This window comes from Pontibacillus chungwhensis (assembly GCF_030166655.1).
Classification (GTDB): domain Bacteria; phylum Bacillota; class Bacilli; order Bacillales; family BH030062; genus Pontibacillus.
This window is the reverse complement of record NZ_CP126446.1, coordinates 1,837,093-1,850,906: the sequence shown is the minus strand read 5'-3', so window position 1 is coordinate 1,850,906 and position 13,814 is coordinate 1,837,093. Positions and strand designations below refer to the sequence as shown.

14 protein-coding genes and 1 other annotated feature are annotated in these 13,814 nt (G+C 40.2%); all 14 genes read right to left on the bottom strand.

Annotated elements, in window-relative coordinates:
- Positions 1-141: 141 nt before the first annotated feature.
- Positions 142-1,047, bottom strand: a complete 906-nt coding sequence (locus QNI29_RS09605) for an RluA family pseudouridine synthase (RefSeq protein ID WP_231416280.1) — start codon at positions 1,045-1,047, stop codon at positions 142-144.
- Positions 1,044-1,508 carry a signal peptidase II gene (gene lspA, locus QNI29_RS09600; protein WP_231416279.1) on the bottom strand — a complete coding sequence of 155 codons (465 nt, stop codon included), beginning with the start codon at positions 1,506-1,508 and terminating at the stop codon, positions 1,044-1,046. Before lspA ends, QNI29_RS09605 begins: the two co-directional genes overlap by 4 nt.
- Before the next feature lie 167 nt (positions 1,509-1,675).
- Positions 1,676-4,429, bottom strand: coding sequence for an isoleucine--tRNA ligase (ileS, locus tag QNI29_RS09595; RefSeq protein WP_231416278.1), 2,754 nt, complete (start codon positions 4,427-4,429; stop codon positions 1,676-1,678).
- Positions 4,430-4,516: 87 nt separating this feature from the next.
- Positions 4,517-4,745: a binding site (T-box leader), on the bottom strand.
- A gap of 51 nt (positions 4,746-4,796) precedes the next feature.
- The gene (locus QNI29_RS09590) at positions 4,797-5,312 is read right to left on the bottom strand and encodes a DivIVA domain-containing protein (protein WP_231416277.1); all 516 of its coding nucleotides are present in this window, start codon (positions 5,310-5,312) and stop codon (positions 4,797-4,799) included.
- Positions 5,313-5,455: 143 nt separating this feature from the next.
- Positions 5,456-6,229, bottom strand: a complete 774-nt coding sequence (locus tag QNI29_RS09585; protein WP_231416276.1) for a YlmH family RNA-binding protein — start codon at positions 6,227-6,229, stop codon at positions 5,456-5,458.
- A gap of 109 nt (positions 6,230-6,338) precedes the next feature.
- A complete protein-coding gene (locus QNI29_RS09580; protein ID WP_036779778.1) occupies positions 6,339-6,605 on the bottom strand; it encodes a YggT family protein in 267 nt (88 codons plus the stop codon).
- A gap of 8 nt (positions 6,606-6,613) precedes the next feature.
- On the bottom strand, positions 6,614-7,075 hold the full coding sequence (locus QNI29_RS09575; RefSeq protein ID WP_436663107.1) for a cell division protein SepF: 462 nt from the start codon (positions 7,073-7,075) through the stop codon (positions 6,614-6,616).
- 15 nt (positions 7,076-7,090) lie between these two features.
- On the bottom strand, positions 7,091-7,771 hold the full coding sequence (locus QNI29_RS09570) for a YggS family pyridoxal phosphate-dependent enzyme (RefSeq protein ID WP_231416274.1): 681 nt from the start codon (positions 7,769-7,771) through the stop codon (positions 7,091-7,093).
- An 18-nt stretch (positions 7,772-7,789) separates the two neighbouring features.
- The gene (gene pgeF, locus QNI29_RS09565) at positions 7,790-8,599 is read right to left on the bottom strand and encodes a peptidoglycan editing factor PgeF (protein ID WP_231416273.1); all 810 of its coding nucleotides are present in this window, start codon (positions 8,597-8,599) and stop codon (positions 7,790-7,792) included.
- 72 nt (positions 8,600-8,671) lie between these two features.
- Positions 8,672-8,941, bottom strand: coding sequence for a YlmC/YmxH family sporulation protein (locus tag QNI29_RS09560; RefSeq protein WP_231416272.1), 270 nt, complete (start codon positions 8,939-8,941; stop codon positions 8,672-8,674).
- 140 nt (positions 8,942-9,081) lie between these two features.
- Entirely contained in the window at positions 9,082-9,921 is an 840-nt protein-coding gene (gene sigG / locus QNI29_RS09555) for an RNA polymerase sporulation sigma factor SigG (protein WP_370635472.1), read from the bottom strand.
- A gap of 334 nt (positions 9,922-10,255) precedes the next feature.
- Complete coding sequence (gene sigE / locus QNI29_RS09550; RefSeq protein WP_231416271.1) at positions 10,256-10,975, bottom strand: RNA polymerase sporulation sigma factor SigE; 720 nt, start codon at positions 10,973-10,975, stop codon at positions 10,256-10,258.
- 26 nt (positions 10,976-11,001) lie between these two features.
- A complete protein-coding gene (spoIIGA, locus tag QNI29_RS09545) occupies positions 11,002-11,925 on the bottom strand; it encodes a sigma-E processing peptidase SpoIIGA (RefSeq protein WP_231416270.1) in 924 nt (307 codons plus the stop codon).
- 652 nt (positions 11,926-12,577) lie between these two features.
- Positions 12,578-13,747 (bottom strand): cell division protein FtsZ, encoded by a 1,170-nt coding sequence (gene ftsZ, locus QNI29_RS09540; RefSeq protein WP_231416269.1) that lies wholly within the window; start codon positions 13,745-13,747, stop codon positions 12,578-12,580.
- Positions 13,748-13,814: the final 67 nt, after the last annotated feature.

The following is a 13,814-nucleotide window of genomic DNA, read 5'->3' as shown; positions in this document are numbered from 1 at the left end:
CCGTGGTAGAAGGGGATTTAGATAGACGTATGTCTATTGAGACATACTACACTCATCCGTACCCTTCTCAGCCTCACGGGACTGTTTTAAAGGTCTATATTCTAGTTACATATTATTGCATAGGTTCGTGAATACGTCAACCTATTTCGTAAGATCAACAAGCACTTGTTCTAATTCTACCGGTAGTTCTGAATTGAAATGGAGGTACTCCCCTGTTGAAGGGTGGGTAAACCCTAGTTCCTTCGCGTGAAGTGCTTGTCCATTTAAATCGAGCGTTTTTCGAGGACCGTATTTCGGATCACCTACAATAGGATGTTCAATATAGTTCATATGAACACGAATTTGATGAGTACGGCCTGTTTCTAGCACACATTCTACTAGAGTATGCTCTTCAAAGCGATCTAATACCTTAAAGTGTGTAACCGCATTTTTACCACCTTCAACAACCCCCATCTTCTGGCGGTCTTTTGGGTCTCTTCCAATAGGAGCATCAATCGTTCCGTATTCGTGATGAATTACGCCTGAAACAAGCGCCACATACTTACGCTCTACACTTTTATCGGAAAGCTGCTCGGCTAGTGAGGTATGAGCTTTGTCATTCTTAGCAACCATTAACAACCCGCTTGTATCTTTATCAATGCGGTGAACAATGCCAGGCCGCATAACTCCATTAATGCCCGATAAATCCTGGCAATGGTACAACAAAGCATTTACGAGGGTGCCACTATTATGACCCGCAGATGGATGGACAACCATACCTTTAGGTTTATTGACTACGATTACATCTTGATCCTCATAAACAATATCAAGGGGGATATCTTCTGCTAGCACTTCCATTGGCTCAGGTTCAGGAACTTCCCATGATAATAAATCCCCTTCCTGACATTTATAGTTACTTTTCTGATAAGAATCATTTACGGTAACATGTTGATCCTTTATCCAAACTTGTACTTGAGCACGTGAAGCGTCTTCGCTCAAGGCTGTTAGGACTTTATCTAATCTCTCATTATGTTCATTTGATGTTATTGTGTAGGAATTTAAACTCATTTTGCGCTTCCTTTCTTCCGTTCATCTAAAATTGTAGCAATAAAGACAAGACCGACACCAACGACAAGAGATGAATCCGCTACATTGAATATCGGAAAGTCATAGCTACCTATATATACATCTAGAAAATCGACGACCTCTTTTCGGAAAATCCGATCAATAAAGTTTCCAATAGCACCGCCTAAGATAAGTGCAAGTGACAGGCCGAGTATAGGATTTCCTTTCGCATATTTCTGAATATAATACACCACAAAGGCGATTACAAACGCTGTTATAATATAGAAAAACCAAAGCTGGCCTTCTAACATACCCCAAGCTGCCCCTTTATTACGATGAGACGTAATATAAAATACATTTTCAATTACCGGGATGCTTTCAAGCAATTTCATTTGCGTTTCAATTACCCATTTTGTTGCTTGGTCAATAAGAATAATAACAACCGCTAACATGTAATACCACAAGACTTGTTCCTCCGTTCTAGACAGACTATTCCTTTAGCATTTTACCATACTTCCTTCAAACATGCCCGAAAATCATAAACAGTAAAGTAAAGTTTAGCACCTAATAGATGCGAATAAATAGAAAACCTGTCTCTACCCAAAGGTAAAGACAGGTCTTATTTAAACTCTTATGCTTCATAGTGTTCTTCTACAACAGAAGCACAGCGTGGGCAAAGTTCAGGATGAGCTTCACTTGCTCCAATTTCTTCTGATACCACCCAGCAACGCTGGCACTTCTCTCCAGAATGAGCTTTCACTAGAACAGATACATGGTCATATTCCTTGGCTTCTGAAACTGTTTCTGCCACTTCAGCACCTGAAACGATTAATAACTGTTCTAAATGATTGATGCTTTCTAGGAGCTGCTTCGTTTGTTCATCTTTCGGAACGATCGTTACATGAGCTTCTAGTGATTTACCAATTACTTTTTCAGCACGCGCTTCCTCTAATGCTTTTAATACATCATCACGTACTCCCATGAAGTGATCCCATTTTGCTTTTAAGGCTTCATGATTATGAACGCTTTGAACTTCTGGTAAGTCAGTTAATTGCACACTCTCTTCTTCTACACCTGGGATATGCTGATAAACCTCATCTGCTGTATGAGAAAGGATTGGGGAAAGAAGTTTTGTAAGAGATGTTACGATTTCGTAATACACGGTTTGGATACTACGTCGGCGCACATCATCTTTTGCTTCAATATATAGAATGTCTTTCGCAAAATCCAGGTAGAATGAGCTTAAATCAATTGTACAGAAATTATGAACGGCATGATAGATCGTAGAGAACTCATACTCGTCATATGCTTTTCTCACCGTGCTTGTAAGCTCTTGCAGGCGAAGGTACATATAACGGTCTACCTCTTGAAGGTTTTCTTGCTCCACATAATTAGTGTTCGGATCAAAGTCATGTAAGTTTCCTAGTAAGAAACGGAAAGTGTTACGAATTTTACGGTAGACTTCTGATACTTGTTTTAAAATATCATCTGATATGCGAACATCAGCCTGATAGTCTGCGCTTGCGACCCAAAGGCGAAGGATATCAGCACCAAGTTGCTTCATAACCTTATCTGGCACCACAACGTTCCCTACGGATTTACTCATTTTACGACCTTGTCCATCAAGAGCAAATCCATGGCTAAGGATGCCTTTAAATGGAGCTTTGCCTGTTACAGCAACCGACGTAGAAAGAGAAGAGTTGAACCAACCTCTATACTGGTCAGAACCCTCTAAATAGAGGTCTGCTGGTCTCGCTAAATCTTCACGTTCATGAAGAACAGCTTGATGAGAAGAACCACTATCAAACCATACATCCATAATATCCTGCTCTTTTGTAAAGGTTCCGTTTGGACTGTGCTCTGACGTAAATCCTTCCGGAAGTAAATCTTTTGCTTCGCGCTCAAACCAAACGTTTGAACCATGTTCACGGAACAAATCGGAAACATGTTGAATGGTTTCTGGTGTAATAATTGGTGTCCCGTCTTCACCGTAAAATACGGGAATTGGTACTCCCCATGCACGCTGACGAGAGATACACCAATCTTCACGATCACGAACCATGTTGTAAAGACGTGTTTCGCCCCATGCTGGTGTCCATTTTGTTTGTTTAATTTCTTCTAAAATTTCTTCTCGGAAATCTTTAATAGAAGCAAACCACTGGCTTGTAGCACGGAAGATCGTTGGCTTCTTCGTACGCCAGTCATGTGGATAGGAGTGAGTAATAAATGTTAAGTCTAGTAATGCTCCCACTTCTTTTAATTTCTCTGTAATATCTTTATTCGCTGCATCATAGAATAGGCCTTCATACCCTGGTGCCTCATCTGTGAAATAACCTTTCTCATCAACAGGGCAAAGAACGTCAAGTCCGTATTGTTTACCAACCCAAAAGTCATCTTCCCCGTGTCCTGGCGCTGTGTGTACACAACCCGTACCAGCATCTGTTGTTACGTGTTCTCCTAATACAACAAGGGAGGTGCGATCATATAAAGGATGCTTTGCTTCTACTCGTTCTAGCTCACTACCTTTATATGTTTTTACAATTTCAGGGTTTGACCATTCTAATGCTTCTGCTACTTCATCTATTAACTTCTCAGCTATAATGTAGTGATGGTTATCTACTTTTACTTTGACATAGTTAAGATCAGGATGCACAGCTATCCCCTGATTCGCTGGAATCGTCCAAGGCGTTGTTGTCCAAATGATGAACGTTTCGTCCCCATCTAAAACACCATTCGTCTCCTGTACATCGAATCCTACGTAAATGGATGCCGAACGTTTGTCTTGATATTCAATTTCAGCTTCTGCTAGCGCAGACTCTGATGAAGGGCTCCAGTAGACCGGCTTTTTCCCTTTATAGATATAGCCTTTGTTAGCCATTGTACCAAAGACTTCAATTTGAGCCGCTTCATAGTCTTTGTTTAACGTAATATATGGATTGTCCCAATCTCCACGTACTCCTAGCTGTTTGAACTGAGTGCGCTGATTATCAACTTGCTTTAACGCATACTCCGCACATTTTTCACGGAATTCAGCAACCGTCATTTTCTTTCGGTTTACTTTCTTCTTCGCTAGCGCCTGTTCAATCGGTAAGCCGTGTGTGTCCCACCCTGGTACATAAGGAGCATGGAAACCAGCCATTGATTTATAGCGAACGATAAAGTCTTTTAATACTTTATTAAGTGCGTGTCCCATATGAAGATCTCCATTGGCATATGGAGGTCCATCATGAAGAACGAAGAGCGGACGACCTTTTGTACGCTCCTGCACTTTTTCATACATATTCATTTCTTCCCATTGTTGTTGCATCTTAGGCTCACGATTCGGAAGGTTCCCTCGCATCGGAAACGCAGTCTTAGGCATGAGCAGGGTTTCTTTATAATTCATATAACCCGTTCCTCCTTCATAAGTTCAGCATAGTCAAGTTGACTCAGGCTGATACCCTTTTGAACACAAAAAAGACCTTCTCATCCCAGAAGGGACGAGAAGGTCTCGCGGTACCACCCTTATAGATTAAAAGACACGTATGTCCTAGAAAATCCACTCTGATTCGTAACGTGAATAAAACGCCTCTATTTACATCGAAAATCAATAAAGGTACTCGAGGGTGATGTTCCAAAATAATTTCTGACTCAGGCTTCCACCATCCCTGATTCGCTTTTTCAGACTCATTATTTCGTACTGTCCCTGTCATCATATATGTGTATATGGATGTAGTTCTGTTAATGAATTATATGTAAAAATAGCTTTAGCGTCAAGAGTTATTTTGAGCCAGCTCTTTTTCATATTCCGTTTCTTCTTCGATCTCCACATCAAACAGTTCATCCCAGTCATCAGTATCTAACATATCAAGCTGAGCTTCTACCATCATTTTCAAACGAGTGCGGAAAACCTTTGCTTGTTTCTTTAATTCTTCAACTTCAAGAGAAATTCTGCGGGACTTCGATAAAGCTTCATTAATAATCCGATCAGCATTTTTCTCTGCTTCTTTTACGATTAGCTTTGATTCTTTATTGGCATGGCCTTTTACCTCTTCAGCCGTCTCTTGAGCCACAAGAATCGATTTATTTAACGTTTCTTCTATATTACTAAAGTGACCAAGCTTCTCGTCAAGCTGGCTAACTTTCTCTTCTAAATTCTTCTTTTCACGGATGACTAATTCATAATCTTTAATAATCTGATCGAGAAATTCATTGACCTCATCTTCGTCATATCCTCTGAATCCACGCGTAAACTCTTTGTTATGAATGTCCAATGGTGTAAGTGCCACAGGGGCCACCTCCTTATATAAATAAACATACGTATTTCTTTGGTAAAAACATTTTCGACAAAACCTCTCGAATTCCTTCTTGTTTCGAGAAGTATTTATGTAAACTTTATCTTTAAACGTTTATAGAGCTGTGGAACTAATCTTTATTTTAACACAGCCGTCACGATTCGCCATTTATCTTTTTTTGTTTTTCCTTCGATTTCTTTTACGACACTCCGCCCTTTACCCCTTAATGAGATCAGATCTCCAGTTTCAAGAGTAAAAGAAGGATCCTCAACGGTTCGAAAGTTTACTTTCACGGCTCCTTTATCTATAAATAAAGAGGCCTTTTGTCTTGAAATGTTATAAATCTCTTTCACCATAACATCTAATCGTAGTGATGAAACAGTGCCAGATTGCTCTTGCCAGTGATCTTGTGTTTCAAGGACTTCCTTAAACGGTCGTTCTTCAAAGGCCACCCCTGCTTTTTTCACTCCTGTCAGATTCATTTTCACGTAATCTGCTATCTCACTAGCCAGAAGGATTTGAATATATGAATCCGTGACGATTAAATCCCCTAATTTACTACGCTTAATCCCTAACGACATAAAAGCTCCAAGAACATCACGATGCTCTAATGTAACAAATTTGCTCGGATAACTCGCTTGAAGTAATGTAATTCCAAAATCGCCTTCTTCTGGCGATTCATAATAAGGGGCTAAAAGGAGTCTTTTTCTCTCTGCGTTTTCATATCCCCCGAAGTCTTTTAATACAAACTCATCATTATGACCTATTATGGAGCGAAATATGTACTGTTCACGTGGGTCTAGGAAATCACTAACTCTTCTCTCATACCGAGATGCAACCTCATCCTGCCATGATAGCACTTGGTCAATGAAGGGTTGTTCTTCTTTACGAAAGTGTTGATATATATCCATCCATTTCACCTCTATAAAATAAGGATGCCTCAAAAGACTTCATCTTCTCTAAAAATCTAGAGAAAAGCCCTTTGCAGACATCCCATAACTGTTAGACTCTTTGTTTAAATTACACTAAAATATCATACAATACGGGCAAACCGTAGAGTTGAGCAATATTTAGAGCGAATATGGCCACAATAGGCGAAATATCTATCATCCCAAGGGGTGGAATAATCTTACGGAATGGCTCAAGATACGGCTCGCAAATCGCGCTTAAAAAGCGACCAATAGATGAATCTCGTGCACCCGGAAACCAGGACATCAAGATATACCCAATTAGCGCATAGAAGTATGCAGATAGCGCGAAGCTTAAAAATTCAAAAATGATCCCTATCAAATTGTCTACCACCTTTTCTCGTATTCATCGTCACTAGCAAACATTTCAGAAATGTTGCCAGAAACATCTACATTATCAGGCGTGCACAAGAAAGTTTGTGAGCCTAGCTTTTGCATATCCCCACCTATAGCATAAACGGTTCCACTCAAAAAATCTACAATCCGTTTTGCCTGGTGATGGTCAACTCGCTGCAAATTAATAACGACTGCTTTTCGATTGACTAGGTTATCAGCAATCTCTTGAGCTTCATTATACGTTCTTGGTTCGAGTAATACAACTTTTGACGCAGGTTGAACACTCTTTAAGCTAACAACGTTTTGTTTCTTCTCTTCTTTTGTTTGTGGCTCACGTTGCTGAGCTTGAGATCTTGGATCTCTCTCCTCTTCTTCCTCATCAACGTATTCATATTCGTACTCATAGTCATCTTCTAAAGCAAAGATTTTTTTTACATTTTTCATGAATCCCATGAATATTCACCTCTTTTATTGATCCTCGCGACCGACTAGTTTAGAACCAATTCGTACATGGGTCGCTCCTTCTTCAATCGCAATCTGATAGTCGTTACTCATTCCCATGGATAATCCATGACAAGGAGCATGAGAAAAGCCTTTTGCTTCAACTTTTTCTTTTAACTGACGGAGTTGTCTAAAAGTAGAACGTAAGACTTCTTCCTCCTCTGTATGAGGTGCCATTGTCATTAATCCTTCAACAACAATGTTGTCATAATCTTTTATCTTATCGATGAAAGGAATGACTTCCTCAGGAGATAAACCATGTTTAGACTCTTCTCCACTTACATTAACCTGTACAAAGCAAGAGATCTTCCGATTAGCTCTCTTATGAATCTCTTTAGCTAACGACATTCTGTCTAAAGAATGTATGGATGTAATGGTATCGACCACCTGTTTGACTTTTCTTGATTGTAAAGATCCAATAAAATGCCACTTTGCCCGAGAACCGATGGATTCGTATTTACTTTCTAACCCTTCAGCTCGATTCTCACCGAGATGGATTATTCCTGCGTTTACTGCTTCTTGAGCACGTTCTGTTGAAACGTATTTTGTTACGGCTATAACTGTAACTTCAGAGGATACCCGCCCGCTTTTCTTACAGGCTTTCTCGATCTCCTCTGTTACAGTCTCGACATTTTTCTTGATATCCACGAAAAAATGTCTCCTTTCTTACTTTTTAAATCCAATAAACCCTAACATTCTTCCTGTCTTCCCAGCATCTCTTCTATGAGAAAAGAATAAGTGGCTGTTCTGATATGTACAATACTCCGAAATTTCAATATGGTCTTCATCAATTCCTGCCTGCATTAGTAATTCCTTATGCATATGTTGGAGGGATAGTAAATACTTTCCGCTGTCTCGATTGATTACTGTCGGTTCAGAACGAAATTGTTCAGGGATTTGATCCATAACCGTATTATCTACTTCGTAAGCATCTCCTCCGATTGATGGACCAACTGCCACTCGGATATGCTTTCGGTCTGCACCGTTTTTTTCTAATGCTTGGACCATTTTAGGCCCCATACTCGCAACGGTCCCCCGCCAACCAGCATGAGCAATCCCTACCCAATTATTCACAGGGTCAAAGAAAAATAAGGGTACGCAATCTGCATAAAAAGCAGTTAAAAGAATATTAGGCACATTTGTGATAAGGCCATCACAGTCTGGAATGGCTGTTTCCCTTGACGTTGCCCCTTTCCCTATATCCTTCTTTGTTACACGTTTAATCTCTGTCTTATGGACTTGTTCACCGCCGACCCATGATTCCAACGGGAAATCTAATAACTCGGCAAGGGTTTCTCTATTTTTACGTATCGTGTCTTGATGGTCCGGTACGTGCCAGGCTAAATTAAAAGAATCAAAAGGAGGCTCCCCTGTACCACCTATACGTGTCGTAAGGCCCACAGTTAGTTCAGGGTGAGGATACGTCCACTTCGTTAATTCCAAATAAGAAGGATGTGTATGATGAAAGCTCTCCATGCCTATACCTCCAAAAATAATGGTTTCATATATTTTATCACATTCTTCGGGAAAATTCTTGAGAGAATCCGCTTATTCTGGCTTTTCTGGAGGATATAATGCTGGACGTGTTACATTTTTTACGAGGATGACATCCTCACCGATCGTTAGAATGGAACTCCACGGAATGACCATTTCATCATCTTTACCGAACAACCCCATCATTTTACCTTTAGTTCCTACCACAATGGCAAGCAATTTCCCTTTGTCTACATCAATTTCTAAATCCGTCATATGACCAATCTTCTGGCCATTTTCAACAGAAATAATTTCTTTAACTTGCAACTCCGATATTGTTACCATATAGGTCACCACCTTTTATAGCTATTTTATGCTCCCTCATACCGAATCTTCACTAGAATATATAGTTGACCCACGTCCTTTTATAACCTTCAAGCAATAGAAAAGGTCTAAGCACCCATTTTGTGCTTAGACCCATTCTTTTAATCATACATTTGTTTGTTCATTTCTTTAATAGCTGCTTTCTCAAGACGTGAGACCTGAGCTTGTGAGATGCCTATTTCATCAGCAACCTCCATTTGCGTTTTCCCTTGGAAAAAGCGCTTGTTTAAGATCATTTTCTCACGGTCGTTTAACCTTCTCATTCCTTCTTGCAAGGCAATCTCGTCGATCCAAATGGAATCCTTATTCTTCTCATCACTTAATTGATCCATCACAAAGATCGGGTCGCCCCCATCGTTGTAAATAGGTTCAAAAAGTGAAACAGGATCTTGAATCGCATCGAGTGCAAACACAACATCTGAATGGGGAACCCCCATTTCCTCAGCAATCTCCATTGGTGTTGGTTCTTTAGACGTTTTACTCATTAGCTTCTCTCTTACCTGTAAAGCTTTGTAAGCAATGTCCCTTAATGAACGCGATACGCGAATCGGATTATTATCCCGTAAGTATCGTCTAATTTCGCCAATAATCATTGGTACAGCATAGGTTGAGAATTTAACATTTTGACCCAAATCAAAATTATCTATGGATTTCATAAGTCCAATACAACCAACTTGGAAAAGATCATCCACGTATTCTCCTCGATTATTAAAGCGCTGAATTACGCTCAGCACAAGACGTAAGTTTCCATTCACTAATACTTCTCTGGCACTTTCGTCTCCTGCTTGCATTTGCGTAAATAGCTTACGCATTTCATCATTTTTAAGTACCGGTAATTTTGATGTATCGACTCCGCAAATTTCAACTTTATGTCGTGTCAAATCTATACCCTCCTCAGTGGAGTTGCTGTCAAAAAACAGTATCTCCGGGCGGGGGAAAATTATGCATGCGTGTCCAATCGTAATCAGAACCAAACTACATTTCACCAGAGTATATCGGCCTTTAATCCAATGGATCAGCCGATTTAAGCTCAATGTTTCTATGTATGAAATAATTTTTTCTTTATATGTGAGAGTCCGCTTCTAATTAAATGTTGATGGGCCTGTAGGAATATCACTCGATTAGATTCCATATAATCATATTCGTAGCAATGGCTTCAGACGAGAACGACTAGCTATTCAATACACTTTCATTAAGTGGTGACTGATATTCTTTGTCCTGCTCATACAAAAAAGAGGGATGAAATCCGTTAGATTTCATCCCTCTAGAACCACTTTAAACCATTTTATTAAACTCTTTTTTCAATCTGCGGATAATTTTCTTTTCTAACCTTGAAATGTATGACTGAGATATACCCAGCATGTCAGCTACATCTTTTTGAGTGCGTTCTTCTTCTCCAACTAACCCAAAGCGCAAGCCCATTATTTGTTTTTCTCGATCATTTAACTGCTCCAACGCTTTTAACAGCAATTTCTTATCAACACTTGCTTCTAAATCTTTCGTAATGATATCCTCATCCGTCCCTAGTACATCCGATAAGAGCAGTTCATTGCCATCCCAATCAATGTTTAAGGGTTCATCAAATGATACTTCACTCCGGATTTTATTATTTCTTCTTAAGTACATGAGGATCTCATTTTCTATACACCTTGAAGCATATGTGGCTAATTTAATTTTCTTTTCAGGATTAAAAGTGTTTACGGCCTTTATAAGACCTATCGTTCCTATACTAATTAAGTCCTCAATATTAATCCCAGTATTCTCGAATTTACGTGCAATATAAACAACCAATCTAAGATTTCGTTCGATAAGGATCGCTCTTGCAGCTTGATCCCCCTTCGTCAGTTTCTGTAATAGTTCCGCTTCCTCTTCCTTACTTAAGGGTGGCGGAAGTGCCTCGTTTCCTCCAATATAATAAACTTCGTCCGTTTTCCAACCCAGCTTGTATAAAAGCTTATACCACCATAATTGAATCTTAAATTTCCATTTCCTCATCGTTCTCCTCCCCTTTTTGTAAAGCATTATGCAGAATCAACAGCAATGGACTTAAGCAAATGTGGATGCAGTAAGCATTGATAACTTTCATCAGGGGATAGTTGTCCAAATTGAATTCCTATTAACACTCTGTTCACCGTTGTAGGGTTACCTTCAAGTATTAAACTGATCCAATCTGGCTTTAGCACTAGCATAAACTGACTCGCTCCCCCAACCCCTTGATAGGGCACGATCCTAAAACGGTCGCTCCATCCCTCAGGGATCCTTTCAAAATCCAAAGTTTCTTGCACCTTTTGAATATTTAACCACTCCTCTTCACTAAACCAACCCTTCATAATAGACTCATCACAAATAATGACAGGCTGTTTTGTAATAGGATCAACAAGCTGATTCCCGCTATCTACGAAAGAAAGAAGCTGTTGGACCTTGTTGTTAATGGATATGGAAACAGGAAGAATTTCATCGTATTTGATTTGTTGTACAACGAGTTGATCTAGTCTCCGTTTAGAAAATACCCATACAAAAGGAAATCCAATAAGTACAAATAACCAGCTAATTCCATCGCCAAATCCAGTTTGATACGTAACAATGACGCCGCTAGAAACGAAAATTTGTTCGTTTAATAAATAATAGAGTCCAAATAATCCCCCACCAATGGAGAAGGTTACAAAATAGAATAAAAAAAGTCTTCTCGCAAACAATCTTATATTCCGGTAACCAAAAGAAGTAAAAATAATAAGTAGCGAAAACAGCCCTTTTCCAGCAGGGGTCGCCCATAAAGAAGACGGATAAAATAAATTCAATGGAACGAGCAGGGAAGCAACGATAGCACCTAGCGCTAAACGATACCTCGGGCTCCTTGACTTCGATAAACTGTGTGTCAGGAGTAAGATCATCCAATCCAGGAAAAAGTTCAGAAGCCAAACAGCGTCCAAATAAATGGTCAACATTTCATCCCTTTCTCTTAGGAATTTTATCTGTTGAAAATTAGTATAGAAGAGATAGATAAAGAAGTCTGTCATATTATGAGAGGAAGATAAAACTTATTTTTATAGATTTAAGCAGGTTTTGTCGGATGGAAATGTTGGAGGAGAAACTGAAAACTAAATCATACTTTTTTCACTATATGAGAAAAGCAATACGTCTAGATAGGAGACCATTTGCTCTTAATGAGAGGAAAGGTGTGTATGGGGAACGACTCGCTTTCCACGGGCGAGCTGTCGAGCCTCCTCAATCGCTACGCTCATTCCGGGGTCTCGTCTATCTCTCTTTCCCGTAGGAGTCTCCCCGTTCCCCATACACCCCTTATCAAAATTGGAAAACAGCCCCTGTAGCTGAATCTAGTGTTGATTCAACCTCCCGACTAATTATTCCGTTTTCCGTTCCTTCTATTTATGGCAAAGGTGGTTCGGGAAATTGCGAGACTCCTGTGGCAAGAGGAGCCTAGGGGAGACCCCACAGAGAGCGCAAGCGAACGAGGAGGCTTCCCAGCTCGCCACGGAAAGGGAGTGATTTCCCGTACCACCTTACGCCCCAACTAAATCGAACGGAAACATTCTCTCATTAAAAAAGCCTACAGCTAAATGCTGTAGGCTTTTTGGGTTATTGTCTTCTGTTTCGGTTACGATTTCTAAGGAAGGTTGGAATGTCCAACGTGTCCTCTTCTTGTTGAGGCTTATAGCCTTGAGAAGATTGTTGCTGCTGATGTTGAGTAGAAGCTGGTGCTTCTCGTCTTGGTTCAGGGCGTTTCTTCTCTTGTTGTTGCGGTTGTTGGTTATTTAAACCAGGTCGTGCTTGTGGCTTATTCCCTTGTAATTGACTTTCGTCAAAACCAGTTGCAATAACTGTAACAACAATTTCATCCTTTAAGTTCTCGTTAATTACGGAACCAAAGATTACGTTTACCTCTTGATCTGCTGCAGAGGTTACGATATCTGCTGCTTCTTGAACTTCATAAAGGCTCAAGTTCGCTCCACCAGTGATATTCATAAGAACCCCATGAGCTCCATCAATGGATGTTTCAAGTAGCGGAGAAGAAATTGCTTTTTTCGCAGCTTCTGCAGCTCGACTTTCCCCTGTAGCAATACCAATTCCCATAAGGGCAGAACCTTTGTCAGCCATAATTGTCTTTACGTCGGCAAAGTCTACGTTTATGAGACCAGGTACAGCGATTAAGTCAGAGATACCTTGTACACCTTGACGTAATACGTTATCCGCTTCACGGAACGCTTCAAGCATTGGTGTATTCTTATCCACAATTTCTAAAAGACGATCATTTGGGATAACAATAAGTGTGTCCACGTTACTCTTTAAAGAGTCGATACCGCCCGTAGCTTGTGTAGAGCGTTTACGTCCTTCAAAAGTAAATGGTCGTGTTACAACACCTACCGTTAAGGCACCTAATTCTTTCGCAACTTGCGCGATGACTGGAGCAGCACCCGTACCGGTACCTCCGCCCATTCCTGCAGTTACGAAGACCATGTCAGCACCTTGAAGGGCTTCCTCTAACTGTTCTTTACTTTCTTCTGCGGCTTTGCGACCTACTTCCGGGTTCGCCCCAGCCCCTAAACCTCGCGTTAATTTATTACCAATTTGCATTTTCACTTCAGCTTTAGATAAGTTTAACGCTTGTGCATCCGTGTTCACTGCAATAAACTCAACACCTTGTACACCATGTTCAATCATACGGTTTACAGCGTTACTACCGCCTCCACCTACACCAATAACTTTTATGGTGGCTAATTGATCCGTGCTCGTATCAAACTCTAACATTTTCCGTTCCTCCCACTTTGCAAGATTCCAAGATTCTGTATCTAGTACGATTTAAACTTCGATAGGA